A 26,108-nucleotide genomic window follows, 5' to 3' on the forward strand; every position below is an offset into this window, starting at 1 on the left:
CCCGATGATGTGCCCTCAGTGTGACTCTTGTGTTGCCGCCTGAGCGGTGGTTGGGTCCTGGTCACCTGGTGTTTGGCTCTTGATGTGCCTGCCGGCATCGCATTGATGCGCATGTCTGGTCTTGCAAAAGTTATGCCAACACCAGGTGGGAAGGACCGGCCGATGTGGCTTGATAGGAGCGTGGCAACGCCCCCAACTGAGGATTGCCCACCGACCGGCCCAACCGTCCCTGGTCCCTGTTTCTGAAATCAGGAGGCAACCACCATGGTTGTAGTTGGAGTCGATGTACACAAGAGCTCACACACATTTGTTGCCGTCGATCCCGTCGGCAAAAAGCTAGGCCAACTCACCGCCCCGGCCACCACCGCCGGCCATCATGCCGCGATGCGATGGGCCCACACCCAGTTCGGTACCGACCTGCTCTGGGGCATCGAAGACTGCCGACAGATGTCGACCCGCCTCGAACGCGACCTACTCACCGCCGGCCAGACCGCCGTGCGGGTACCCACCAAAATGATGGCCCACACCCGTGCCTCGGCACGTACCCGCGGCAAATCAGATCCCATCGACGCTCTGGCCGTCGCGCGGGCAGTGCTGCGCGAACCGAACCTGCCCGCCGCCGGCGCCGACCCCCGATCCCGCGAGATACGTCTACTAGTCGATCGACGCGAAGTGTTTGTCGCACAACGCACCTCAACAATCAACCGACTGCTGTGGCGAGTCCATGAAATCAACCCCGCCTACGCCCCCAAACCACGCTCGCTGAGCATGCACAAACACCAACAGATCCTCGCCGCACAGCTGGCCACCGAGACCGGACTGCTGGCCGACATCGCCCGCGAAGAACTCGACGAGATCATCTCCCTGACCACCCGGATCAACACCACGGCCACCGAGATCGGCAAACGAGTCCGCGAACTGGTTCCCTCGCTACTACAGCTACCCGGCTGCGGGGAACTCACCGCAGCCAAAATCGTCGGCGAAACCGCCGGCATCGCCCGCTTCCACTCGGCCGACGCCTACGCCAACTACGCCGGCACCGCCCCCATCCCGGTCTGGTCCGGCAACACCGCCGGCCGCGTCCGGCTACCGCGCTGCGGCAACCGACAACTCACCACCGCCCTGCACCGCATCGCCCTGACCCAAACCCGACTCGAAGACAGCGACGGCTACACCTACTACCGCAAACGCCGCGCCGCCGGCGACTCCACCACCGCAGCCCTCCGAGCACTCCGACGCCGCCTGGTCCGCACCGTCTATCAACGCCTGATCACCGACACTGCGCCCCAACCACGAGCCATTCAGACCGCCGCCGCTTGACATAGGAGCAACTTTTGGCGAACAAAAGCCCAGGTGAGCACCGCCAAAACCGCACATCATCGGGGTGCGGCGGGCGGGAGTGTCAGTTGCGCTGCGCTGCCGTGGCCAGGATTGCCTGGCGCTTGGCCTGGTACGCCCGGATCGCCGGCGCATTCTGGATGAGGGTGGTGTCGGAGCAGGTCATCAGCCACATGTCGGCCAGCACCAGCCGGTGCAGCGCCACACTCAGCGACAGAACGCCATCGTCAAGGCTGCGGACCAATTCGGGCAGCCAACGGCCGGGGTCAGTGGTCAAAGACCCGTCGAGGCGGGTGGCCGTCTGCAGACACCACTCGACGAGGTCCTGGAACCGGGAACGCGCGAGCAGGCGAAGAGCCTCGTCGATATAGGCGTCTTCCAGGCCGTCATCGCGCGCGAGGTCTTCGAGGAGGTCGTTGGCGAGGGCATCTCCACACGAATACAGCCACGCCGCACACCAGTAGACGCCTTCGGCGCATTCGGCGTCCTGCCACCGGCGCAGAGTGGCGATCAGTGTTGTCGTCTCAGGTCCTGATTGCTGCACAGTCCTCGCCCGCTCTCCGTAACAAATCGCCCCCGCGTCCGATAAACAGTTCAGCATCATCAAGCAGACAGACCATCGCCATTGTCAACCTTTCCACTTGAGTACTTCGATCCTAAACACATAATGACGGGGTTCGCCCGGCAACATCTGAAATCCGGCACAGAACTTCAAATCGAATTGCGAAATCGGGCGTGCCGAGTAAAACTCCCAGGGGGAAAATAACCTGACCAATCCGACCGACATGAACCTTCGTTTAGTATTGTCACACCATCACTGACCTGCACTGTAGTACAAACGCGCGAACTTTCGGGCAATACCTACTTCGTCGGGTTTGTTTTCAAACGTCACAAACAACCGACGCGCCACATATCGAAAGCGGGCACTCGCATAGTTTGTGATCCATCGGTCCCCGAAAAACGATCGAGAATTAGGCAGAAGTCCACCTGCCCATTCGGACAGGTGGACGAATTGAATCATTCATTGCAGCCAACAAATCTTTGGCGGTGAATGTGCTAGCGCACGAAGCGATATCCCATGCCCGCTTCTGTCAGAAGATGCCGTGGCCGGGTGGGGTCGGGTTCGAGCTTACGCCGCAGACTGGCCAGGTAGACCCGCAGATAGTTCGTCTGGGTGCCGTACGACGGGCCCCAGACGTGATTGAGGATGTCGCGCTGGCTCACCAGTTTTCCCTCATGTCGCACGAGCATCTCGAGCACACCCCACTCCGTGGGCGTCAGGTGTACCGGCTCACCGGCACGGATGACCTGCTTGGCCCGCAGGTCGACGATGAACGACTCGGTCTCGACGACCGGAACACCGTCGTCGGTACTCGCACTCCCGCGACGCACCGCTGCTCGTAGCCTGGCCAGGAACTCTTCCATCCCGAATGGCTTGGTCACGTAGTCGTCGGCGCCGGCGTCGAGGGCCTGCACCTTGTCGGCCGAATCCACCCGCGCAGACAGCACGATCACCGGCACGTTGGTCCAGCCACGCAGGCCGGCCAGCACCGTGAAACCGTCGATGTCGGGCAACCCCAGGTCGAGGACGATGACCTGGGGATTGGTCTGCCCGGCAGCCGTCAGAGCCCCGGCGCCGCTCGATGCCGTGGTCACGTCGAATCCCCTTGCGTTCAGGTTGATTCGTAGCGCCCGAAGAATCTGAGGTTCGTCATCGACGACCAGGACGCGAACCCGCTCACTCATCGTCACGCTCCGACGGCGGGCCGACCGGGAGCTGGAACGACATCGTCAATCCCCCGCCGGCGGTGACGCCGGGGATGATCTTGCTGTCCATGGCCTGGACGAATCCCTGCGCCACCGACAGCCCGAGCCCGACGCCCACACCGTTGTCGTGATCACCGAGTCGCTGAAAGGCCGTGAATATCTTGTCCCGGTCATCAGCGGCAACACCCGGTCCGTGGTCGCATACCGAAATGGTGCACCGGGGCGGATCGTCGGCGGTGAGCCGGGCCCGGACCAGCACCGGACTCGACTGGCCACTGTGCCGCAGGGCATTGTCGATGAGGTTGGCGAGAACTCGTTCCAGAAGCCCGGGATCCGCATAGACGAGGATGTGTTCGACATCGAGTTCGATCCGATTGGCGCCGGCAGGATCGAGTCGAGAAATCCCGACGGTTGCGCCACTGACCACCTCGGTCAGATAGACCATCTGCAGATCGGGCCGGACGACACCGGCCGCCAACCGCGACGAGTCGAGCAGGTTGCCCACCAGCGCGGTCAGATGGTCCGTCGACTCCTCGATCGTCGCGAGCAGCTCTGCGGTGTCCTGTGGGGAGAATGTGACGTCGGTACCGCGCAGGCTCGACGCCGCCGCCTTGACCGCGGCCAGCGGGGTCCGCAGATCGTGACTCACCGCCGACAGCAGCGCTCGGCGCAATTGGTCGGTTTCCGCGAGTGCACGCGCTTCGGACGCCTCGGCGGCCAGTTCGCGGCGCTCCACGATGCCCGCCGCCTGCGTGGCGACCGCCGACAGCACCTTGCGCTCTCGCCCACCGAGCTTCGGCCCCTTCAGCAGCATCTCGAACTCTCCGCCGGGAACCGAACACACGGTGTCGGCCTCGGACGACTCCGCCGGCGGGTGTGCACCGACCGAACCCTCGACTGTGTTCGGGTCGCGCCCACCCCGGCGCACCACCGACACCGCCTCCTGGTCGTATGTCTCCCGGACGCGTTGCAGGAGCCCCTCGAGGCCCTCGCCACTGAGAACGGCTCCGGCGAAGGTCGCGAGGAGTTCGGCGTCCCGACTGGCGCGTTGCGCCTGAGTTCGCCGCACCGTCGCCGAATCGACGAGGGCCGCAACAGCAATGGCGATCATCAACATCACGATGATGGTGATGAGATTCTCTGGCTCGTTGATGGTGAACGTGTGCCGGGGGGTGGTGAAGAAATAGTTGAGCAGCAATCCGGACAGGATCGCCGACAGTGCCGCCGGCCCGATGCCACCGAGCATCGAGACCGCCAATATCACCACGAAGAACAACGCCGATTCGCCGGCGATCCCCAACCATCTGTCCAGTAGTCCAAGGAAAGCCGCGGCCACACAGGGAACCACAACCGCGGCAAGCCAACTCAGGGGGCGATGAAATCTGGTCTGCCTGATGTCCAGCGGATTTCGCGCCTTGGCCTCTTCATGGGTGACCATGTGCACGTCGATCTTCCCGGAATTCCGGACGACCGTGGCACCGACACCCTCATCGAAGATCCGCTTCCACCTCGGGCGCCGGGACGTCCCCAGCACCAGCTGTGTGGCGTTGATACCGCGGGCGAATTCCAGCAACGCCACGGGGACGTCGTCCCCGACGATCGTGTGAATCTGCGCACCAAACCCTTTGGCGATCTCGGTCAGTTTGATGATGTCGATCGCTGCCGGATCGGCCAGTCCATCGGATCGCACGATGTGCACCACAACCAGTTCAGCGCTGGATCTCGACGCGATCCGGCTCGCCCGCCGCAGCAAGGTCGCCGACTCGGGCCCGCCGGTCAGCGCCACCACCACCCGCTCACGGGCCTCCCAGGTGGCGGTGATGTCGTGCGCGGCACGATATGCCGCCAGGTTGTCGTCGACCTGATCGGCCAGCCACAGCAACGCCAGCTCACGTAGCGCGGTGAGGTTGCCCTGCCGAAAATAGTTGGCCAGTGCGCCGCCCACGCGGTCGCCGGGATATACCTTGCCCGCCGACAACCGTTGTCGCAGCGCCTGCGGGGCGATGTCGACCAGCTCGATCTCATCGGCCTTGCGCACGACATCATCGGGAACCGTCTCGCGCTGCACGATGCCCGTGATCTCTTGGACCACGTCGTTGAGACTCTCCAGATGCTGGATGTTGATCGTGGAGAGCACATCGATCCCGGCGTCGCGAAGCTCGTCGATATCATTCCACCGCTTGGCATTCCGCGACCCGGGGACGTTGGTATGTGCGAACTCGTCGACCAGCGCCACCTGCGGGCGACGAGCCAGCACGGCTTCGAGGTCCATTTCTTCCAGGACAGTGCCGCGATACTCGATCTTCTGACGGGGGATGATCTCCAGACCGTCGGTCATGGCCGCGGTGACCGAGCGCCCATGCGACTCGACCACCGCGACCACCACGTCAACGCCTTCACCGACCAGTGCGTGGGCCTGCGCCAACATCTCGTAGGTCTTGCCCACACCAGGTGCACATCCGAGGAAAACCTCTAGTCGTCCCCTGGTTTCTCTACCGTCGGTCACCGCAGCGATCTTAGTCGCAGGCCGGAGCGGTCAGCCCCAGGTCGATGTTGACACCCAGGACGTTGACGGTCGGCTCGCCGAGGAATCCCAGCTGCCGCCCGTTCGTGTTCTCGGCGACCACCCGCTCGACCTCGTCGACCGATTTTCCGTTCTCCCGTGCCACCCGCGGTACCTGGAGTTGTGCGTAGGCCTCACTGATGTGCGGATCCAGACTCGATCCCGATCCGGTGACGGCGTCGACCGGCACCTGCGCGGGTGTGACGTTCTCCCGGGCGGCGATGATCTGCCTGCGCTCGTCGATCCATCCCGCGAGCTTGGCGCTGTTCGGTCCCTGGTTACTGGCCGCCGAGGCGGCCGGGTCGCCGGGTGCCATCGGGTCGTCGGCAGATCCCAGCACGCGAGCGTGCAAGAACTTGTCGGGTTGTCCCTCCTCGACCTGCGGGTCGATTCCGATCAGACTCGATCCGACGACACAACCGTTGCCGTCCCGGACCTTGGAACCTTCCGCCGAACTCGATGCCACCCTCGAAATACCCCAAACCACTGCAGGATAGGCGACACCGAGGATCACCGTCATCGCCGCGAGGACCGCGACGGCAACCACACACTGCCGTATCCATGTCGACACAGAATTCATGTTGAACTACCCCATTCCCGGGAGAAAACGAACCACCAGGTCGATCAGCCAGATCCCGATGAACGGTGTGACCACACCACCAAGTCCGTAGATCAGAAGGTTGCGGCCCAACAGCTTTGATGCCGAACTGGGCCGATAACGAACGCCGCGCAACGACAAGGGGATCAAGGCCACGATGATCAGCGCATTGAAGATCACCGCGGAGGTGATGGCCGACTGCGCCGAATGCAGACCCATGATGTTGAGCTTGTCGAGCTGCGGATAGATGCCGGTGAACAGCGCGGGCAGGATCGCGAAGTACTTCGCCAGATCGTTCGCGAGCGAGAACGTGGTCAGTGCCCCGCGGGTGATCAGCAGCTGCTTGCCGATGGCCACCACATCGATCAACTTGGTCGGATCCGAATCGAGATCAACCATGTTGCCGGCCTCTTTGGCCGCCGACGTACCGGTGTTCATCGCCAGGCCGACATCGGCCTGTGCCAGGGCGGGGGCGTCGTTGGTGCCGTCACCGGTCATCGCGACCAATCGGCCACCGGCCTGTTCCTTGCGGATCAACGCCAGCTTGTCCTCGGGTGTCGCCTCGGCCACGAAGTCGTCGACGCCGGCCTCGGCCGCGATGGCCTTGGCGGTGAGCGGGTTGTCACCCGTGACCATCACGGTCCGGATGCCCATGGCGCGCAGCTGCGCGAACCGCTGTGCCATACCGGGTTTCACAACGTCGGACAACGCGATGACACCCAGGACACGCGCCTTTGCATCCCCGACCCGAACACCCACGACCAACGGGGTTCCACCCTCACCCGAAATGCGGTCGACTTCATCGGAGACCTCGATCGGCGGAGCACCACCGTTGTCGGTCACCCAACGGAGTACCGAATCCGTTGCACCCTTGCGGATTTGACGAACACCCTTGGCTGTTCGCAGATCCATACCGCTCATCCGGGTCTCCGCGGTGAAGGCGATGACCTCTCGAGAGCCCCGGCTTTCGATGTCGATCGATGCCGGATCGAGGCCGAACTCGTCGCGACAGAGTTCGACGACGCTCCGCCCTTCTGGCGTGTCATCGGAGAGACTCGATTGGCATGCTGCCAAGGAGAGTTCCTTCATGGACACCCCCGGTGCGGCGACCAGGGAGGTGGCCCGGCGGTTACCAAAGGTGATCGTTCCGGTCTTGTCCATCAGCAACGTGTCGATGTCGCCTGCGGCTTCCACCGCGCGGCCCGACATCGCCAGCACATTGCGTTGCACCAACCGGTCCATACCGGCGATACCGATCGACGAGAGCAGAGCCCCGATGGTTGTCGGGATGAGGCAGATCAACAACGCGATGAGCTTGACCGCGTCCGGGGTCTGGCCCGCGTATTCCTGCATCGGACCGACTGCCACCACGGCCAGCAGGAAGATGATGGTCAAGCTGGACAACAAGATGTCGAGCGCGATCTCGTTGGGCGTCTTCTTGCGCGACGCGCCTTCGACGAGCGCGATCATCCGGTCCACAAATGACTCGCCAGGCGAGGTGCTGATCTTGACGATGATCTTGTCCGACAACACAACCGTGCCGCCGGTCACCGCACACCGATCGCCGCCCGATTCCCGGATGACCGGGGCCGATTCTCCGGTGATGGCCGACTCGTCAACTGTGGCAATACCTTCGACCACGTCGCCGTCACCTGCGATCACCTCGCCTGCCTCGACCACGATCCGATCGCCGATGACCAGGGCGCTACCGGAGATCTCGGTGACGCTGCCGTCAGCGTCGAGCCTGCGGGCCATCGTGTCCTGCTTGACCTTGCGCAAACTCGCCGCCTGCGCCCGGCCACGACCTTCGGCAACCGCCTCGGCCAGGTTGGCGAACAGGACCGTGAACCAGAGCCAGAACACCACCGCAAAGGAGAACCAGGACGGCTGCCACACCGTGAGAACGGTGGTGACGATCGCGCCGATGTAGACCACGAACATCACCGGATTGCGGGCCTGATCGCGGGGATTGAGTTTGCGGAGTGCCTGCGGCACCGACGTGATCAGCTGCCGCGCATCAAATGCTCCGCTGCCGGCCAGGTCGTCCTCTGCGATGTCGACGGGTGCGGTACGTTCCGCCACCGATGTGGTCATGACAATGCCTCTGCTATTGGTCCCAGCGCCATGGCGGGGAAGAAGGTGAGCCCGGCGACAAGGAGTACGGTGCCGGTGACCAGGCCGCCGTACAGGAGGCCATGTGTGGGAAGTGTTGCGGTACTGGCAGCTCGGGGTTTTTGCGATGCCAACAGGCCGGCGAGCGCAAGCACGAAGATGATCGGCAGGAATCGGCCGAGCAGCATCGCGAAGCCCAGAGATGTCTGGAACCAGTCGCTGGTCACGGTGAGGCCACCGAATGCGCTGCCGTTGTTGTTGGCAGCAGAAGCGTAGGCATACAGCACTTCGGAGAAACCATGGATCGACTCGTTTGACCCCGGGTCACCGCTGTTGCCCTGAAATCCGGTGGTCGACGACAGGACGACCGAGATCGCGGTTCCGATCAGCACCAGCGCAGGCATCACCAGGATCGACAGTGCCGCCATGGTGATCTCGTGCTGACCGATCTTCTTGCCGAGGAAATGCGGGGACCGGCCGACCAACAGGCCACCCACGAACACCGCAATGATCGCGAGTACCAGCATTCCGTACAGTCCGGTACCGACGCCGCCGGGCGCGACCTCACCGAGGAGCATGTTCCAGATCACCGCGCCACCACCGGCGGCCGAGTAGGAATCATGCGCGGAGTTCACCGCACCGGTGGAGGTTCCGGTTGTCGAGACCGCGAACAACGCCGACGCGGGGATGCCGAAACGCTGTTCCTTGCCCTCCATCATGGCGCCGGCCGCTTGCGCCGCAATACCGTTGGTACGCGATTCGAAGGCCCACACGACCGCGAGCATGCCGCTCCAGATCACGGCCATCACACCGAGGATCGTCAAACCCTGGCGGCGGTCACCGACGAGGGTGCCGTAGGTACGCGTCAGGCAGACCGGGATGATCAGGATTGCCAGAATTTCGACGATATTGCTCAGCGGTGTCGGGTTCGAGAACGGGTGAGCGGAGTTGGCCGACAGCGTGCCGCCTCCGTTGGTACCGAGTTCCTTGATCGCTTCCTGCGACGCGAACGGACCGACCACACTCGAGCCACTTGTTCCGTCGAGACCGATGAAGTCGAAGCCACTCCTGAACGACTGGATGGCGCCCTGGGTCAGAAGAATTGCCGCGACGATGATGCTCAGCGGCAGCAGGATTCGGAGCGCGGCCCGGGTCATGTCGACCCAGAAGTTGCCGAGCTCGCCGTCACCCTTTTTCGCGACGATGCCGCGGATGAGGGCAACGGCAACGGCCAGACCCACTGCTGCGGACAGGAAGTTCTGCACTGCCAGGCCGATCATCTGGGTCAGGTTGCTCATCACCACCTCGGGTGAGAAGGACTGCCAGTTGGTGTTCGCGACAAACGAGATCGCGGTGTTGAACGCCATGGCCGGCGATACGGAATCGCGGCCGTCGCTCCAGGGCAGGACACCTTGCAGTCGCTGCAGCAGGTAGAGGAAGACGATGCCGACGAACGAGAACGCGATCAACGCGGTGGCGTAGCCGGTCCACGTCTGGGAGCGCTTGGGGTCGATCCTGGCGATTTTGTAGATGAATCGTTCGGGCGCCCAATCGCGCGCACCGGAGAAGACCCGGGCCATGTAGTCACCGAGGGGCACATATGCCGCCGCGAGTACGACCACCACCACCCCGAGCTGGAGCGCGGCAGCCAATGAGGAGTTCACGCCTTAGAACCTTTCGGGGAATATGAGGGCGGCTATGAGGTACAGCCCGACGATCACAGCGAGGATCAGCAACACGACATTGGTTGCTCCGTCGGCGGTCACCGGCGTGTTCTCGCAGCGACGGCACGCAGGACCAGCGCGCATATGAGGAATCCCCCGCCGATTGCCAGCAGGAAAAAGAGATCTGACACGACCACTCCTGGAAAGATGCCGGGCTACTCCATCGAGCCCGGCGTGTGTCCTGAGCATGCGCGCCGAAAGGGACATCGAGCCCGTCGTTGACGACCTTCATACGCCCGGGTTCACCTTCTTTACGCGATCTTTGCGCGTGGCGATCGGGCGCTTCGAGGCCTCGAATACCGGTGCAATATTCAGATATCGCAATACCGGATCAGTCGTTCGGCAACTCCGATGTACCCAGAGCGGGAATCTACTGATCTAATGTATGCATGCGGAATAGACAATCGACTGCTGCTGATAAGGATGCTCCCAAAGTATCCGAGGCACTCAGCGTTGGAGCGCAGGTCAACGTCACCACAGACGACAACACTCGCGAGGGCACCATCGTCGAGGACTTCGGTGTACTCCCCGAGGCCACGGTCGATCTCGGTGACGGGCTCAAGGTCAGCCCGAAGCGCTTTGCGGTGCTCCTGAATGACGGAAGTCTGGTCTTCGTCGACGACGACAGCCTCAAGGCACTCGCATAAAACGCAGCGCCGTCAGCGACGGCGCTGCAGGATCTCCCGCAGCTCGGGACTCGGTTCACCCTCAAGCTGACGGAGATAGTTCTCGACGACCTCGATCATCTCGGCGTGCCCTTCGCGGACGCCGAGAGTGTCTTCCATGACCACCACGCGCGAGATGCTGGTCATCAACACGATGGCCGCCACTGCCGGCATCTGGTCGAGATCGACCCCATACCTGCGCAGGACTTCTTCGATACCGGCACTGGCCTCGCTGCGGAATTGTTCTGAGATCCGCACGATCTCTGCCCGCAGTTCTTTGCGATGGTTCGACAACGCGATGAACTCCATCGTGAACGTCGCACCGGCCGGGTCAGTGCTGAAAGTCCACAGCGCCCACAACGGTTGCTCGGATTTGAGCGCGAGCGCCTGCACCTCGAGGCCCTGTTCGGCCCGACGTCGGAACAGCTCCAGGAACAGTTCGTCCATGGTGCGGAAGTAATAGTGCACCAGCTGAGGTTTGAGGCCCGCTTCGTCGGCCACCCGCCGGGAGCTCACCGCGGCGTAGCCGTTCTCCAACATCAGACGCTCGGCGGCAGCGAGCAGCACCGCACGATTCTTCGCGTCCGGGGCGCCCAGTCTGCGGGGCGATGCCATCGGGTTCGACCTCCGCATCATTGACAGCAGCCGATTTGGCTCACGACATGTTAGCGCGCCGTTGTCCACAATATCGACGGATGCTGTGCAAATGCCTAGCACCGCTGCGACAGAAGCACGAAATGGCCGCCCGGTGAACCGGACGGCCACTTCGAATCAGTGTGTCAGCGCTTGCGGTTCATCACCCGATCGGCGGCTTCCCAGTGCTCGTCGGCCACCCACAGGCGCGCGAATGCCGCGACCGCCTCGTCCGGGGTGGCACCGCCGATGACGCGCTTGATGTCACCGGACGAATTGTTGGCCAACGACCTGGCCACAGACTTCCAACCCTCGTCGAACGACGCCCTGGGCAGCACGCGATCGACGAGACCGATCCGCTCGGCCTCCGCGGCGCCGAGGAGTGCGCCGCCCCCGGCGAGCAGCAGGGCCCGGCTCTTGCCGACCAATTGCGCGAGTCGCTCGGCGCCGCCCCAGGCCGGCATGATCGCCAGCGTCACCTGATTGAAGCCGATCCTGATGTCGTCGGCGGCGATCCGGATGTCGGCCGCGACGGCCACCTCGGCTCCGCCACCGAGCGCATGCCCGTTGAGCGCCGCGACAACCGGCGCCGGGAACGCAGCGATCTGATCGCAGATCCCACGCATCCGCCGGGCCATCGCCTCGGCCTCTTCGATGGTCCGCAGGGCACTGAGTTGCTTCAGATCTCCGCCGGAGACGAACGCTTTGTCGCCACCACCCTTGATGACCAGGGCCTGAGCACCCTTCGCCTCATCGAGCGCCGTCTCGAGCTGATCCATGGTTTCCGGCGCGATCGCGTTCCGGGCCTGCGGACGGTCGATGGTGATGACCGCCAGGCCTTCGTTGAGTTCAAGTTCAACCATGGGAGATTCTCCATCAATGAGATTGGCATTCTTCTTCTGTGAGAATATCATCACCATCGTCGGCCTCTGATCTCCTCACCCGGCCGACGCCCGCCCCCGGCCGTCATTTCCGGGCCCGGTTCTCGGACCAGAGCTGCATTGGAGTGCTCGACATGCGAATCATCCCCGCCGACCTGGTGGCCCGATACGAGCAGCAGGGCTGGTGGACCGACGAGACGATCGGCGAACTGCTCGCAGCCGGACTCGCGGCCGCACCCGATGTCGAGTTCCGGATCCATTCGACGACCCGGCCGTGGACCGGAACCTTCGCCGATGTCGAACTGGTGGCCCGGCGACTTGCCGCCGGCCTACGGGACCGCGGCGTGGGCCCCGGCGACATCGTCGCATTCCAACTCCCCAACTGGATGGAGGCCGCGGCAACCTTCTGGGCTTCGTCGTTCCTCGGTGCCACGGTGGTTCCGATTGTCCACTTCTATGGGCGCAAAGAGGTCCGATACATCCTCGGCGCGATCAAACCGAAGGTGTTCATCGCCGCCGAGAAGTTCGGCCGCCTCGAGTACGACCCGGCCCTTAGTGCCGACGTCCCGATCGTCGGGGTGGTGGGCCGCGACTTCGACGACCTGCTGGCCGACGAACCGATATCGGGGATCATCGAGACAGATGCGGCCCTACCTGCACTGATCGCGTTCACCTCGGGAACCACCAGCTCGCCCAAGGGTGTGATCCACAGTCATCGCACCCTCGGTTTCGAGACCCGGCAACTCGGCGCGTGGTATCCGCCCGATCGCGGGAGCCAGCTCACCGCTGCGCCGGTCGGGCACTTCATCGGGATGGTCAACGCCTTCCTCATCCCGGTCCTCGACGGCAGTCCCATCAACCTCACCGACGTATGGGATCCGGCCCAGTCCATGCATCTGATGAAGACGGAGGGCCTGACCGTCGGCGGCGGCGCCACCTACTTCGTGACGAGCCTGATCGACCACCCCGACTTCACCGACGAGTACCTGCCCTTCATGAAGTACGCCGGATTGGGCGGATCGTCGGTGCCGGCGGCGGTCACCACGCGACTCGAGGACCTCGGCATCACGGTGTTCCGCTCATATGGGAGCACCGAGCACCCCTCGATCGTCGGTTCCATGTACAACGCACCCATCGACAAGCGTCTGTTCACCGACGGAAATGTCTTGCCGGGCGTGGAGATTCGGCTCGGTGACGACGGCGAGATCTTCAGTCGCGGACCCGATCTCTGCATCGGGTACACCGATCCGGAGCTGACCGCCCGCAGCTTCGACGACGAGGGTTGGTACCGCACAGGCGATGTCGGCGTGCTAGACAGGGATGGGTACCTCACGATCACTGATCGCAAGGCGGACTTCATCATTCGGGGCGGCGAGAACATCAGCGCACTGGAGGTCGAAGAGGTGCTGATGGGCATGGCCGCAGTTGCCGAAGCGGTGGTCGTCGCCGCCCCCGATGCCCGCCTGGGGGAGCACGCCGCTGGGGTCCTTCGACTCAAATCCGGCCATTCCATGCCCACGATGGCCGAAGTCCGAGCACACTGCGATCAGGTCGGCCTGGCCAAGCAGAAGTGGCCCGAAGAACTCCATCAGGCGGCCGAGTTTCCGCGCACTGCAAGCGGAAAAGTTCAGAAGTTTCAAGTGCGCAAGGATATTGCTACATCCACATAAAGAGAATATGATTCTCACAAGAGGAAATGGAGGATCTCATGCCCGAAGCATTGCCGTATCCGTTGTTCGACGCGGACAACCACCTGTACGAGACCCAGGAGGCGCTGACCAAGTTCCTTCCGGAGAAGTACAAGAATGCGATCCAATACGTCCAGGTCAACGGCCGGACCAAGATCGCCATCCGTGGCCAGATCAGCGAATACATCCCCAACCCGACGTTCGACGTCGTCGCACGCCCGGGTGCGATGGAGGATTACTTCAAGAACGGTAATCCCAAGGGTCTGAGCAAGCGCGAGATCTTCGGCAAGCCGATCAAGTCGCCTGCCGCATTCCGTGAGCCCGCTGCGCGTCTCAAGCTCATGGATGAGCTGCAGATCGACCGCACGCTGATGTTCCCAACGCTCGCCAGCCTCATCGAGGAGCGCATGCGTGACAACCCGGAACTGATCCACGCGGTGGTCCACTCGCTCAATCAGTGGTTGTACGAGACCTGGGGCTTCAATTACGAGGATCGCATCTTCACCGTCCCGGTGATCAGCTTGCCGATCGTCGAAGAGGCCATCAAAGAGCTCGAGTGGTGTGTCGAGCGCGGCGCCAAGGCCATCCTGGTCCGGCCCGCCCCGGTGCCCGGCTACAAGGGCCCTCGCTCGTTCGCCCTTCCGGAGTTCGACCCCTTCTGGAAGCGTGTTGTCGAGCTCGACGTGCTGGTCACCCAGCACTCGTCGGACAGCGGCTACGCGCGCTACAACCAGGACTGGGACGGCACCGGCGACGAGATGCTCCCCTTCGTCACCAACGCGTTCCGCATGGTCAGCGAATGGCGTCCGATCCAGGACACCGTTGCCTCGTGGGTCTGCCACGGCGCGCTGTTCCGTTTCCCGGAACTTCGTATCGCCGTCATCGAAAACGGTGCCAGCTGGTTGCCGCACGTGCTGCAGACACTGGGCGACGTCTACAAGAAGGCTCCTGAGGGCTTCGGCATGCAGGATCCGGTGGCTGCGATCAAGAAGAGCATCCACGTCAGCCCCTTCTGGGAAGAAGACTTCAGCAAGCTCACCGCCTTGATCGGCGCCGAGCGCGTGCTGTTCGGGTCGGACTACCCGCATCCCGAGGGCCTGGCCGAGCCGACCTCCTACATCAGCCACATCCAGCACCTGCCTCTCGAGGATCAGAAGCTGGTCATGGGCGGAAACATGGCGAGGTTGCTCAAGGTATGACCTGGGAGACCATCCCGCAGATGGTCCTCTCCGTCGGCGATCGCTTCGGTGACAACGAAGCGATCGTCGACGGACCGCTCCGGCTGACTTTCCGTCAACTCACCCAACGGGTTCGGAAGGCAGCCGGAGCTTTTGCATCAGCGGGCATCGACAAAGGCGACCGGGTCGCCATCTGGGCACCCAACTCGGCGGAGTGGGTCATCGCGGTCTTCGGTCTGCTGACGGCCGGCGGCGTGCTGGTCCCGGTCAACACCCGTTACAAGGCCGATGAGGCGCACGACATCGTCCGGCGCAGCGGTGCCAAGCTCCTGCTGGTCCAGCAGGGTTTTCTCGGAGTGCAGTACGGCGGACCCGAAGGCGTGCCGGTCATCGACCTGAAGTCCGACTTCCTCGACGGCAGTGAGCCTTTCGAGCTGCAGGTGAGCGGCGACGACATCGCCGACATCATGTACACCTCGGGTACCACCGGGCGGCCCAAGGGCGTCATGATGAATCACCGGCAGACGCTGCGGCTGTTCTCCGAGTGGTGCGAGCTCGCCGATCTGCGCGAAGGCGACCGCTATCTCATCGTCAACCCCTTCTTCCACATGTTCGGCTACAAGGCCGGCGTGATCGCGTCGATGATCCGGGGCGCCACCATCTTTCCCGTACCTGTACTCGACGTCGAGCAGGTACTCGATCTGGTCGAGCGCGAGAAGATCACGATGCTCCCCGGTCCCCCGACCCTGTACCAGTCGCTACTCGCGGCCAACGACGGAAGCCGTGATCTGTCCTCGCTTCGCGCCGCGGTCACCGGGTCGGCAGACATCCCCGTCGAACTGATCCGCCGGATCAAGAATGACCTCCCCTTCGAGACCATCATGACCGGTTACGGGCTGAGCGAGGGCGGCACGGCCACCGCATCCCGGGCCGGCGACACCTTCGAACAGATCGCCACCACCGTCGGAACACCCTGTAACGGAATCGAATTGCGCATCGCCGACGACAGCGAGGTCCTGATCCGCGGGTACAACGTCATGCAGGGTTACCTCGACGATCCGGAGGCAACCGCCGAGGCCATCGACTCCGACGGATGGCTGCACACCGGAGATCTCGGAAGCCTCGACGAGGGCGGCCGACTGCGCATCATCGGCCGTAAGAAGGACATGTTCATCGTCGGCGGCTTCAACGCCTACCCTGCCGAGATCGAGGGCTTCCTGCTCGAACATCCCGCAGTGGCACAGGTCGCTGTCATCGGCGTCCCCGACGAGCGGCTCGGTGAGGTCTGCAAGGCATTCGTCGTGGCGGAGAAACCCGTATCCGAGGCAGACCTGATCACCTGGAGCCGAGGACGCATGGCCGGCTTCAAAGTCCCCCGGTCGATCGAGTTCCTGACCGAGCTACCGACCAACGCAACCGGCAAAGTGGTGAAGGATCTGTTGCGATGAGTTCGCCGGCCGCTACTGTGGCCTGAACAAACCCCCGTCACGAGGACCACCCGATGGACACGGACCTGCCCTTGATCGACGAACACCGGTTGCACGTCGGCGCGCCCGTCCAGACCACCTGGGAAGTCCTGACCACCTGGATCGCCCGCACCCAACTCGGTACCAACACCCGATTCGCACATCTGGTGGGCACCGATCCGCGCCGCGTTTCGGGCACGATCCCCGACGTGGGCGCCACTATCCCCGGATTCGCGGTCACCGAATCCGTACCCGGCGAACACATCACGCTGGCCGGACGCCACCGTTTCTCCCGCTACCTGTTGGTCTTCACGGTGAGCGACGACGCCGGGGGCTCAGTGGTCAGCGCCCGATCTCATGCAACGTTTCCAGGAGTGCTCGGCTGGGGTTATCGACGGTTCGTCATCAGCTCCGGAGCACACGGACTGATCGTCAAACGCATGCTCGCCCAGATCCGCAGCGCGGCCGAATAACTCCCCCGCCCCTCCGCCGAGCGTGCCGATCCGACCGTTGACCGTGCCGAAGTTGCTCACAGACCCCGCTCGATGAACGCGGCAAGCCTCGCGATCTGTTGCTCGTTTCGCTTGTAGTGCGGGGGTCGGAGCCCGGGGTGTGATCGGCGGAAACCTGATCGACCACCTCGCAGCACCGGCACATGGGACATCATCGGACTTCTCGGCGAGGCGGCACTCTACGCAACCATCTCGAAGAAGTTGGGTGTCCCGCTGAGCTTCCCCGGGAAAACCCTGACAGCTCCAACGAAGCATTCAACATCAACAACGGCGATCTCTCTCGCCGGCAAGAGATGTGGCCAAATATTGCCACGTTCTTCGACATGGACGTCGCGCCCCCACTCCCGATGCCGATGGCTGTTGCAATGGCGGACAAGGAGCCGGCATGGGACGAGATCGTCCGCGAATACGACCTTGCCCCAACCCCGTACTCCGAGGTCTCATCGTGGGATTTCGGCGACTTCGTATTCGGTTGGGGCTACGCCTTTTTCGCCGATGGCTCAAAAGCACGACGGTTCGAATTCCAGCGCTACGCCGACACCGAAGCAATGTTCCTCGAGATATTCATCCGAACCCGCCAGATAATCCCGCGACCGCCTCGGTACACCTACGGGGTCCACAGCGACACCGAGAACGCCACCAGAGCGCCGTCGACCAGGGAAACCACCCTTGTCAGACCCCTCCGATAGGCTGGTCGACCAACTCAATTAGCCTGACGAAATAGACTGCCGCACACTCGAATTGATTTATTCGAAAGCTTGTGCGAATAGAGTTTGGGGCGTATTGTTGAGCCATGGACTTCGGGGGAATGTTCGCCAGATTGTCAGATCTGGCAGGGGATGCAGCTCTGGTCGCCGGGGATGATGCGCAGGTTTCATCACACACGGTGGCGGTTATACGACTCAATCACGTTGTGGAACAGATACTTTTCCGGCTGGTCGGCGAAGTCGACAAGCGTGGGTTGGCACAGAAGAAAGGTGCGGGGTCCACAGCCAAGCTGTTACGGGACGCCGGTATGGCGCCGACAGTGGCGCACCGGTACGTGCGAGTAGGCAGGGCACTCGGTGACATTCCGTCGGTATCAGCCTACGGCGTGGACGGGAGCCTGTCGGGCGAGCATATGGACTCGATAGTCAAGGGCCTCAATCATATTGAGCGGCGCAATCCGGACCTGGCCGGCGAGGACCGCGCTGACTGCGTACGTGGATTGCTGACCGAAGCGTTGATGGGGACGCCGGCCGCGGTATCGGTGCGGGCACGGCATATGGCGTTGGTGTTATCGCCGCCCGACAAAGAAATCCCCGACGCGGAGAACCATGACCTGAACGAGTTGTCATTCGGGACCGGCGATGACGGCCGCACCCACGGCACATTGGATCTGGACAACCTGCTCGGCGAGAAGCTGGCGGTGGCACTCGATCCAATGTGCAGGCCGGTACCTGAACCCGACGGCTCGCCGGATCCGCGCAGCACGGGCCAGATCCGGGCTGATGCGCTGGAACGATTGCTGGATTCGTATTTTGATCAGGAAGACCGACCTACCCGGGGCGGGTCGAAACCACATGTGACGGTGACCGTCTCACCCGAACATCTACAACAGCTGCAGCTGCGCGGCATCCCGGGTGCCACACCGCCGGCCATGGCGCCGAAGTTCGAATGGACCGGACCTGCATCAGCACCGACCGCCCAGATGGTGGCGTGCGATTCGGTGATCACAAGAATCCTGCTCGACAACAACTCGGTGCCACTCGATGTCGGCCGCGACCAACGCACCGTCACTCCCGCGATCCGCAAAGCGTTGATCGCCCGCGATCAAGGTTGTGCGTTCCCGGGCTGCGGCTGCGCCGCGTTGTACACCGACGCCCATCACATCGACTTCTGGCGCAACGGCGGCACCACCAGCCTGAGCAACATGGTCTTGCTGTGCCGGCGACACCACCGCTACATCCACCATCAGGGCTGGACGGTGTTCATTGGCCACGACGGGCATCCCTGGTTCCTCGCGCCCGGCAGCACCACAGAACTACGGTCTCATGCCCGCCGCACCCTGACCTCTGAGCTCACCGCCGCATAGACAACCAAGCTCTTACACCGAGAACCGAAGCAGTGCAGATAGGTCTGCACTGCAAGCTCTTTGACAACTTCACAGCGTGGTGGCTCGAAACCTAGCGGGACGAGTCCGGTCCCTCGAGGATCGTCACGGCGGCAACGGCGGTGGGTCCACCGAGGTTGTGTGCCAGACCGATCTTGGCACCATCCACCTGATTGATGGCGTTGCCGCGCAGCTGGTCGAACAACTCGACACACTGCGCGACACCGGTGGCGCCCGGCGGATGTCCCTTCGATTTCAGGCCTCCGCTGGGATTCACCGGCATCGAACCGCCGACGGAGGTGTCGCCGGCCTCGAGCAGTTTGTAACCCTCGAACCGGTCGGCGAACCCCAGATCCTCGTAGCTCATGATCTCGACGCCGGTGAAGAAGTCGTGCAGCTCGGCGACATCGATGTCGGCCGGGGTCATCCCGGCCATCGAGAAGGCCTGCTTGGCGGCACGGACCGTGGCCGGGAAGGTGGTCATGTCCGTCTTGTGCTGGTGCATGACCGAATCCAGGCCGAGACCGACACCCCGAACCCACACGGGCCGGTCGGTGTAGCGGTCGACAACGTCTTCGGAGACCAGGATCAGGGCGGCCGCACCGTCACTCTGGGGTGCACAGTCATAGAGCCCGAACGGTGTCACCACCGTGGGTGCCTCGAGCGCCTGTTCCATGGTGATCTCGAACCGCAAGCGCGCCTTGGGATTGTTGACACCCTGGCGGTGGTTCTTCACCGCGACCATCGCCATGTGTTCGCGGGTCGCCGGCGACTCGTAGAGGTAGCGGCTCACGTGCAGCGCGAATCCGGCCGGGGCGACCAGGCCCAACGGGTAGTCCCAAGCCATATCCCGCGACGTCGCCTCCCACTCCCAGAGCATGTCCTTGGAGGCCGTCTCCCGGAGCTTGTCGGCACCCATGACGAGGGCGACTTCGAACGCACCGGAGGCGATGCCGTACAACGCATTACGAACCGCGTCGTTGCCGGTGGCGCAGGAGTTCTCGATGCGCGTGACCGGGATGTCGGGCAGGCCGAGGGAATCGGCGAGGATGCCGGACGGGAAGCCGTCCGTGGTACCCATCGCGCCGAACCACGCGGCTTGCAGGTCATTCTTGTTGATGCCCTTGTCGACACTGGCCGCCGCCTCGGCGTAGGCCATCGGCAGCAGGTCTTTGATTCCGTGAGCGAAGTGTTCGGCGAACGGGGTCATACCCGCGCCGACAACTGCAACCTTCCTCATACCGCTGCTCCTTCCGCAACAGGTTCTGGCTCGAATGCGTAGCCGTAGTCGGGAACTCCCGACCGCATGGCCACCCGGCGCAGCGCCAACCGCCCTCGGTCACCGATATCCACCGAACCGGGGTCGGCTCCGGTCACCTTCACCAGCACCCGCACATTCACATCTTCGAGTTCGACGATCACCAGCGAATACGGGGTCTTCAGACCCGGGACCGGTACATGGACCGTCACACCGGTGTAGACGGTCCCGGTCCGCGGCAGCGGTACGTGTTCGTATTCGGTCTGCAGGGCGGAATCGTCGGACACCTGGTAGCGCGGCGGGAAGTCGAGGTGGTCGGAACCGGTGTGTCTTCCTGCCTCCCAACGCACTTTCGCCTCGAACGCCCGCTCGTAAGCCGCCAACGAGATGGGGATCTCGTTGCCGGGGATATAGGTTGTCTCGATCTTGGGCCGGGCAGTGGGTTCACGGCGGTGCAGTGCCACCGAGCCGGCGGCAACCGTGATCCCGGACAGGCTCGCCTGTTCCACAGCGGCGAGCGGGCCGGTCGTCTCCGACTCGGCCATGGCCGCCAGTGCGAACAGACCTGAACTGGCACCCACCGTCGGCAGATGTGCAGCGAACCCGGGACTCAGTTCGGCTGCGTGCTTGTGGTCGACGCCCGCAACCGCTGTCGGATGATCCAGCCATGCCGCGGCCAGCGAAGCCACCAGACCGCGGTCGTGCAGCAGGCGTGGGTCGCCGTAGTCGTGCACCACACCGGTGGCATTGCGCGTGCGGACCGGGAGGCTGCGCGCCACCCGGGCCGACGTGCGTACGTGCAGACCGCAATCCGACGTCAGAGCGGCAGCCGCTCCGGCCGGATCGAGGTCCACCCCGATGACCAGCGTCCGCTGGCGCGCCGAACTCAACGCATCAAGCGTTGCCGGCGCGCCACCGAGACGCTCGGTCACCTCTAGCTCGGGGTCGAGATCAAGTCCGGCGAGAAGCACTGCAGCATTACTACTTTCGAGCAAAGGGAGGTCGCGGGTGACAAGAACAACCGAGTCGACCGCACCCCCTTTGGACAGCGCTGCCCGACCCGCCTCCACCGCCATCGTGATGGCATCCTCATCGTCACCGGCGATGCGATGTTCCGAGGTACCCCACGGCGGCAGGTACGTTCCGATAGAGGCGATGTAAGGCATGTTGATCTCCCGATTTACCTAGGTGACCGCGCCGGCGGTCTTCAGTTCGATGATGCGATCCCAGTCGAGCCCGATTTCCTGGAGGATCTCATCGGTATGGGCGGCGAACTCCGGAGCCGCAGCGGTTTCCGTTGCGGCGACATCGAATTGGACCGGTGTCGAGACCAACTCGATCTCACCCGCCTGGACGAAGTAGTCGTTGGCCCGCGCCTGCGCGTCCGAGGTCACCTGGTACGAATCCTGCACGGGCGCCCACGGACCGGCGAGCGTCCCGAAGCGCTCGGTCCACTCTTCGAGCGTGCGGCCCTTGATCGCCTCACGCAGGATCGCCACCGCGGCCTCGGTGTTGTCCGAGATGTCCTTGCCCGTGGCGAATCTCGGATCGTCGATGAGGTCGGTGCGGTCGATGTGCCGGCAGACATCCGCCCAGAACTTCGACGGTTGCATCATGATGAACGAGATGTACCGGCCATCGGCCGTCTCGTACACACCGGTCAGCGGATTCACCGGGGATCCGTGAACGCCGGGTACCGGCGCCACCATCGGCTCTTTCAGATGAGCCGACAATGCAACTCCGTGTCCCATCGCCCACAGGCCACTGCCCAAGAGCGAGACATCCACCACCGACGGCTCACCGGTCCGCTCGCGTTTGAGCAACGCCGCAGTGACGCCGCCCGCGAGGTTGGTCCCGGAGATGGTGTCCCCGTATGCCGGTCCCGGAGGCGCGATCATGCCCTCGGTTCCGGGCGGGGTGATGGTTGCGGCCGTGCCTGCACGGCACCAGAACGCGGTCATGTCGTAACCGCCGCGGTCCGATTCCTGCCCGCGCGGCCCCAACGCACTGCCACGGGCGTAGATGATCTTCGGGTTGATCGCCCGGATGTCGTCGACGTCGATCCCGAACTTGGCGCGGTGATCGGGCAGGAAACTGGTCAGGAAGACATCCGCCTTCTTGACCAATTCGGTCAGGACTTCCTTGCCCTCGGGCTTGGACATGTCCAGGCCCAGGCTCCGCTTGCCCCGGTTGGCGTGTTCGACGTTCGGGTTGGGGTCGCCAACCACGATCATCGTGCCGGTCTGTCGCAGACCGCGCTGCGGATCTCCGGTCACCGCGTGTTCGATCTTGATGACCTCGGCGCCCCAGTCCGAGAGAACCGCACCGGCGGACGGCACGAACCCGTACATCGCGACCTCGAGGACGCGAATGCCCTCTAGTGGCTTCATGCAGTCACCACCGGAGCCGCAAACGCCTTGGTCTCGAGGAACTCTTCGAGTCCGGCTGTACCCATCTCACGGCCGAGGCCCGACTGCTTGTACCCGCCGAAGGGCACGTCGGCGCTGAAGTAGTTGCCGCCGTTGACGCTGAACGTACCGGTGCGGATCCGGCGACCGATCGCGATGGCCCGGTCCTCATCGGCGCTCAGGACGCCGCCCGAGAGACCGAACTGCGAATCGTTGGCGATCCTCACGGCGTGGTCGTCATCGTCGAACGGAATGACGGCGAGCACGGGGCCGAAGACCTCATCCTGCGCGATCTCGCTGGACGGGTCGACGTTTGCCAGCAAGGTGGGCTTGTAGAAGTAGCCCGGGCTCACGGACTCGCCACCGAAGGCCAGTGTCGCGCCGGCTTCGACGGCCCGCTTCACCATGCCGTCGACCTTGTCGCGCTGACGTTCGCTGATCAACGGACCCATGTAGATCTTCGGGTTGGTCGGGTCGCCGTAAGAGACGTGACCCATCATCGCGGCAACCGCTGCGACGATCTCGTCCTGCTTGTGACGCGGCACCAACAGGCGGGTGGTCAGCGCACAGCCCTGACCGGCATGCGAACAGATGCTGAACGCCGCGAACTGGGCAGCGGTCTGCAGGTCGGCATCCTCGAGAACGATCAGGGCCGACTTGCCGCCGAGTTCCAGGAAAACCTTCTTGAGGGTGTCGCCGGCCGCGGACATGATCTGGCGGCCGACCGGGGTGGAGCCGGTGAACGAGACGACGTCGACGTCGGGGTGCGTGGTCATCGTCTGACCGACAGCGATCTCGGTGGACGAGAGCACGTTGACGACACCGGCCGGGATGTCGGTGTGGTTGGCGATCACTTCGCCGAGCGCCAAGGTGAGCAGTGGGGTGTCGGGTGCGCCCTTGAGGATCACGGTGCAGCCGGCGGCCAGCGACGGAGCGAGCTTCGCCAGCGCGAGCTGCGTCGGGTAGTTGTAGGCGGCAATGGCCGAGACCACACCGGCCGCTTCCTTTTCGACCCAACGGCGATGACGTTTGCCATTGATCTCGGTCTCGCCGAGGTCTTCGGTCAGCGGGTAGTTGCGGAGCAGGTCGGCGTAGTACTTGACGATGCCGATCGGCACGTCGAGCTGGTTGCCGTGGGTGAGGATCCGGGTGGCGCCGACCTCGGCCATCGTGATCTCGCGAAGATCTTCGGCGTTGTCGAGCAGCGCCTGGTGCAGCTGATCGAGGCACTTGATGCGCAGCGCGGTGTTGGTGGACCAATCCGTGTGGTCGAATGCCTGGCGCGCGGCGGCAATGGCCGCATTCGCCTCGTCGACACCGGCGTCCGGGGCGTAGCCGTACACCTCTTCGGTGGCCGGGTTCAGCGATGGGAACTCCTTGTCCATCGCCACCAACTCCCCGCCGATGAGTAGACGTTTGCGGACTCCTCCGGCTTTCACGCCGACTCCTCCATCGGTCGCGACTGCTTCCTGGGCTGGCATTGCGCCTCCTCAAAATCTGTGAAAACTTCATTCTCAAATATGACCAACGCCACATTCGTCTTAAACGGACTGTAGCAACATTTCCTGCCAACGCCTACCCCGAGGGGGCGTCGTCCGGGGACGGGCAAACGGACAATAGCCGCAGCCCAAACGCACCAAACTCTTGCCGACTGCTACGTTTTGAGAGTATCGTTCTCACAAATAGAAAGGGAGATTCTTGTGATTGAGACAACAGCCCTCGGCCCCGCCCTCGGCGTTCAGGTCCACGGCGTAGAAGACCTGAATGACCCCGTGGTGACCGCCCAGTGCCTCGAGGCACTCAAGTGGCGAGGTGTCCTCCTCATCCGCGGATTGGACCTGAGCGACGAGGACCAGGTCACGTTCAGCCGCAAGCTCGGACCGGTCCAGGCCCCGGCAGGCAAAGAGGTCTTTGTCGTCTCCCTCAACCCCGAGAAGTCCCGCTCGGCCGAGTACCTCAAGGGCACTCTCTTCTGGCACATCGACGACACCTGCAACGACATCCCCTCCAAGGCCACGATGCTCACCTGCAAGCATGTGGCGATGGTTGGCGGCGGCACCGCCTTCTCCAACACGTACGCCGCCTACGACGCCCTGCCGGAAGCAGAGAAGAAGCGCCTTGAAGGTCTGCGCGTGCACCACAGTTTCGAGGCGGCACAGCGCCTGGTCGACCCCGATCCGACCCCCGAGGTGCTCGCCGGCTGGCGCACTCAGAAGACACACGACACGTCGCTGGTCTGGGATCGCAAGGACGGCCGCAAGTCGCTGGTCATCGGTGCGACCGCCGAGTACATCCTCGGAATGGACCCGGCCGAGAGCCGAGAGCTGCTCGATGAGCTGTTGACCTGGACCACACAAGACCGCTTCAGCTACAGCCACGAGTGGCAGGTCGGTGACGTCGTCATCTGGGACAACACCGGAATGCTGCACCGTGCACTGCCTTACGACCCCAGCTCCGAACGCGAGATGCACCGGACCACGATGGGCGGGAACGAGCCATGGGCGTGAAAACAGCAGTGGTCACCGGCGGTAGCTCCGGGATCGGCCACGCCGTGGTCGAACGCCTGGTCGCCGACGGTTACAACGTCGCCTCCTTCGATCGGACACCGAGCGAAGAAAAGAACACGTACACCGTCGACATCACCAGCCGTGAGCAGATCGACGCCGCGCTCGCGGAGGTGCGCGACACCTTCGGCCCGGTCACCGTCCTGGTCAACGCGGCCGGCATCGACAGCTTCGGCCGCTTCGTCGATCTCGACTTCGACGAGTGGAAGCGCATCCTCGACGTCAACCTCAACGGCACCTACCACTGCATCCAGGCCGCACTGCCGGACATGCTGAAGGCCAAGTGGGGCCGGATCGTCAACATCTCGTCCTCCAGCGCACATTCGGGCCAGCCGTACATGGCCGCCTACGTCTCGGCCAAGTCCGCGGTCAACGGGCTCACCAAGTCCCTGGCGCTCGAGCTCGGTCAGGTCGGCATCACCGTGAACGCGGTACCACCGGGCTTCGTCGACACCCCGCTGCTGCGCAGCGCCGAGGGTCAGAAGCGTCTCGGCGGCACCGTCGACGAACACATCCTGCGGACTCCGGTACGCCGGGTCGGGCGGCCCGAGGACATCGCCGCCGCCTGCGCATTCCTGATCTCCGAGGACGCCAGCTACATCACCGGTCAGATCTTGGGCGTGAACGGCGGACGCAACACATAAGTAGTGAGCACCGGCGC

23 protein-coding genes are annotated in these 26,108 nt (G+C 63.6%); 10 read left to right on the forward strand and 13 right to left on the reverse strand.

Annotation, left to right across the window (positions count from 1 at the left end; genetic code table 11):
* Window positions 1-264: 264 nt before the first annotated feature.
* Complete coding sequence (locus AC51GT_RS22920; protein ID WP_496323328.1) at window positions 265-1,320, forward strand: IS110 family RNA-guided transposase; 1,056 nt, start codon at window positions 265-267, stop codon at window positions 1,318-1,320.
* A gap of 82 nt (window positions 1,321-1,402) precedes the next feature.
* Here the strand turns inward: AC51GT_RS22920 and AC51GT_RS22925 are convergent, their stop codons facing one another.
* From AC51GT_RS22925 to AC51GT_RS22955, 7 genes are all read right to left on the reverse strand, one after another.
* Entirely contained in the window at window positions 1,403-1,882 is a 480-nt protein-coding gene (locus AC51GT_RS22925; RefSeq protein ID WP_496326520.1) for a hypothetical protein, read from the reverse strand.
* Window positions 1,883-2,394: 512 nt separating this feature from the next.
* A complete protein-coding gene (locus AC51GT_RS22930) occupies window positions 2,395-3,084 on the reverse strand; it encodes a response regulator (RefSeq protein ID WP_496326519.1) in 690 nt (229 codons plus the stop codon).
* Window positions 3,077-5,611 (reverse strand): DUF4118 domain-containing protein, encoded by a 2,535-nt coding sequence (locus tag AC51GT_RS22935; RefSeq protein ID WP_496326518.1) that lies wholly within the window; start codon window positions 5,609-5,611, stop codon window positions 3,077-3,079. Before AC51GT_RS22935 ends, AC51GT_RS22930 begins: the two co-directional genes overlap by 8 nt.
* Window positions 5,612-5,621: 10 nt before the next feature.
* On the reverse strand, window positions 5,622-6,248 hold the full coding sequence (locus AC51GT_RS22940) for a potassium-transporting ATPase subunit C (RefSeq protein ID WP_496330279.1): 627 nt from the start codon (window positions 6,246-6,248) through the stop codon (window positions 5,622-5,624).
* A 6-nt stretch (window positions 6,249-6,254) separates the two neighbouring features.
* Window positions 6,255-8,360, reverse strand: coding sequence for a potassium-transporting ATPase subunit KdpB (gene kdpB, locus AC51GT_RS22945; protein ID WP_496330280.1), 2,106 nt, complete (start codon window positions 8,358-8,360; stop codon window positions 6,255-6,257).
* Window positions 8,357-10,042: a potassium-transporting ATPase subunit KdpA gene (gene kdpA / locus AC51GT_RS22950; protein ID WP_496330281.1), complete on the reverse strand. Its 1,686-nt coding sequence runs from the start codon at window positions 10,040-10,042 to the stop codon at window positions 8,357-8,359. The genes kdpB and kdpA overlap by 4 nt, the downstream gene beginning before the upstream one ends.
* A 3-nt stretch (window positions 10,043-10,045) precedes the next feature.
* The gene (locus AC51GT_RS22955) at window positions 10,046-10,309 is read right to left on the reverse strand and encodes a potassium-transporting ATPase subunit F (RefSeq protein WP_496330282.1); all 264 of its coding nucleotides are present in this window, start codon (window positions 10,307-10,309) and stop codon (window positions 10,046-10,048) included.
* Window positions 10,310-10,491: 182 nt separating this feature from the next.
* Here AC51GT_RS22955 and AC51GT_RS22960 point away from each other — a divergent pair, with 182 nt between their 5' ends.
* A complete protein-coding gene (locus AC51GT_RS22960; protein ID WP_496326513.1) occupies window positions 10,492-10,749 on the forward strand; it encodes a hypothetical protein in 258 nt (85 codons plus the stop codon).
* Window positions 10,750-10,761: 12 nt separating this feature from the next.
* Here the strand turns inward: AC51GT_RS22960 and AC51GT_RS22965 are convergent, their stop codons facing one another.
* Both AC51GT_RS22965 and AC51GT_RS22970 read right to left on the reverse strand, forming a co-directional pair.
* On the reverse strand, window positions 10,762-11,382 hold the full coding sequence (locus tag AC51GT_RS22965) for a TetR/AcrR family transcriptional regulator (RefSeq protein ID WP_496326512.1): 621 nt from the start codon (window positions 11,380-11,382) through the stop codon (window positions 10,762-10,764).
* A 164-nt stretch (window positions 11,383-11,546) separates the two neighbouring features.
* Entirely contained in the window at window positions 11,547-12,263 is a 717-nt protein-coding gene (locus AC51GT_RS22970; RefSeq protein WP_496330283.1) for an enoyl-CoA hydratase/isomerase family protein, read from the reverse strand.
* A 152-nt stretch (window positions 12,264-12,415) separates the two neighbouring features.
* Here AC51GT_RS22970 and AC51GT_RS22975 point away from each other — a divergent pair, with 152 nt between their 5' ends.
* The 6 genes from AC51GT_RS22975 to AC51GT_RS23000 all read left to right on the forward strand — a co-directional run bounded on the left by AC51GT_RS22975 (window position 12,416) and on the right by AC51GT_RS23000 (window position 19,199).
* Window positions 12,416-13,951, forward strand: a complete 1,536-nt coding sequence (locus tag AC51GT_RS22975) for an AMP-binding protein (RefSeq protein WP_496330284.1) — start codon at window positions 12,416-12,418, stop codon at window positions 13,949-13,951.
* Window positions 13,952-13,989: 38 nt separating this feature from the next.
* Complete coding sequence (locus AC51GT_RS22980) at window positions 13,990-15,168, forward strand: amidohydrolase family protein (RefSeq protein ID WP_496326509.1); 1,179 nt, start codon at window positions 13,990-13,992, stop codon at window positions 15,166-15,168.
* A complete protein-coding gene (locus AC51GT_RS22985; RefSeq protein ID WP_496330285.1) occupies window positions 15,165-16,595 on the forward strand; it encodes a FadD3 family acyl-CoA ligase in 1,431 nt (476 codons plus the stop codon). The genes AC51GT_RS22980 and AC51GT_RS22985 overlap by 4 nt, the downstream gene beginning before the upstream one ends.
* A 53-nt stretch (window positions 16,596-16,648) precedes the next feature.
* Window positions 16,649-17,086: an SRPBCC family protein gene (locus AC51GT_RS22990; RefSeq protein WP_496330286.1), complete on the forward strand. Its 438-nt coding sequence runs from the start codon at window positions 16,649-16,651 to the stop codon at window positions 17,084-17,086.
* Between the two features lie 362 nt (window positions 17,087-17,448).
* Window positions 17,449-17,814, forward strand: a complete 366-nt coding sequence (locus AC51GT_RS22995) for a hypothetical protein (RefSeq protein WP_496330287.1) — start codon at window positions 17,449-17,451, stop codon at window positions 17,812-17,814.
* 104 nt (window positions 17,815-17,918) lie between these two features.
* A complete protein-coding gene (locus AC51GT_RS23000; protein WP_496330288.1) occupies window positions 17,919-19,199 on the forward strand; it encodes an HNH endonuclease signature motif containing protein in 1,281 nt (426 codons plus the stop codon).
* A 91-nt stretch (window positions 19,200-19,290) separates the two neighbouring features.
* On the opposite strand, the gene AC51GT_RS23005 is transcribed toward AC51GT_RS23000, so the two are convergent.
* From AC51GT_RS23005 to AC51GT_RS23020, 4 genes are read right to left on the reverse strand one after another with little or no spacing between them, the layout of a single operon-like run.
* On the reverse strand, window positions 19,291-20,457 hold the full coding sequence (locus AC51GT_RS23005; protein ID WP_496330289.1) for a thiolase C-terminal domain-containing protein: 1,167 nt from the start codon (window positions 20,455-20,457) through the stop codon (window positions 19,291-19,293).
* Window positions 20,454-21,641 carry a Zn-ribbon domain-containing OB-fold protein gene (locus AC51GT_RS23010; protein WP_496326504.1) on the reverse strand — a complete coding sequence of 396 codons (1,188 nt, stop codon included), beginning with the start codon at window positions 21,639-21,641 and terminating at the stop codon, window positions 20,454-20,456. The genes AC51GT_RS23005 and AC51GT_RS23010 overlap by 4 nt, the downstream gene beginning before the upstream one ends.
* Window positions 21,642-21,659: 18 nt before the next feature.
* Window positions 21,660-22,865, reverse strand: a complete 1,206-nt coding sequence (locus tag AC51GT_RS23015) for a CaiB/BaiF CoA transferase family protein (protein WP_496330290.1) — start codon at window positions 22,863-22,865, stop codon at window positions 21,660-21,662.
* On the reverse strand, window positions 22,862-24,364 hold the full coding sequence (locus tag AC51GT_RS23020) for an aldehyde dehydrogenase family protein (RefSeq protein ID WP_496330291.1): 1,503 nt from the start codon (window positions 24,362-24,364) through the stop codon (window positions 22,862-22,864). Before AC51GT_RS23020 ends, AC51GT_RS23015 begins: the two co-directional genes overlap by 4 nt.
* A gap of 219 nt (window positions 24,365-24,583) precedes the next feature.
* Between AC51GT_RS23020 and AC51GT_RS23025 the strand changes: the two genes are divergently transcribed.
* Entirely contained in the window at window positions 24,584-25,390 is an 807-nt protein-coding gene (locus AC51GT_RS23025; protein WP_496330292.1) for a TauD/TfdA dioxygenase family protein, read from the forward strand.
* Complete coding sequence (locus tag AC51GT_RS23030) at window positions 25,381-26,091, forward strand: SDR family NAD(P)-dependent oxidoreductase (protein ID WP_496326500.1); 711 nt, start codon at window positions 25,381-25,383, stop codon at window positions 26,089-26,091. Before AC51GT_RS23025 ends, AC51GT_RS23030 begins: the two co-directional genes overlap by 10 nt.
* The last annotated feature ends 17 nt before the right edge of the window (window positions 26,092-26,108 follow it).

The sequence above is a fragment of the Williamsia sp. z34 genome (genome assembly GCF_059553395.1).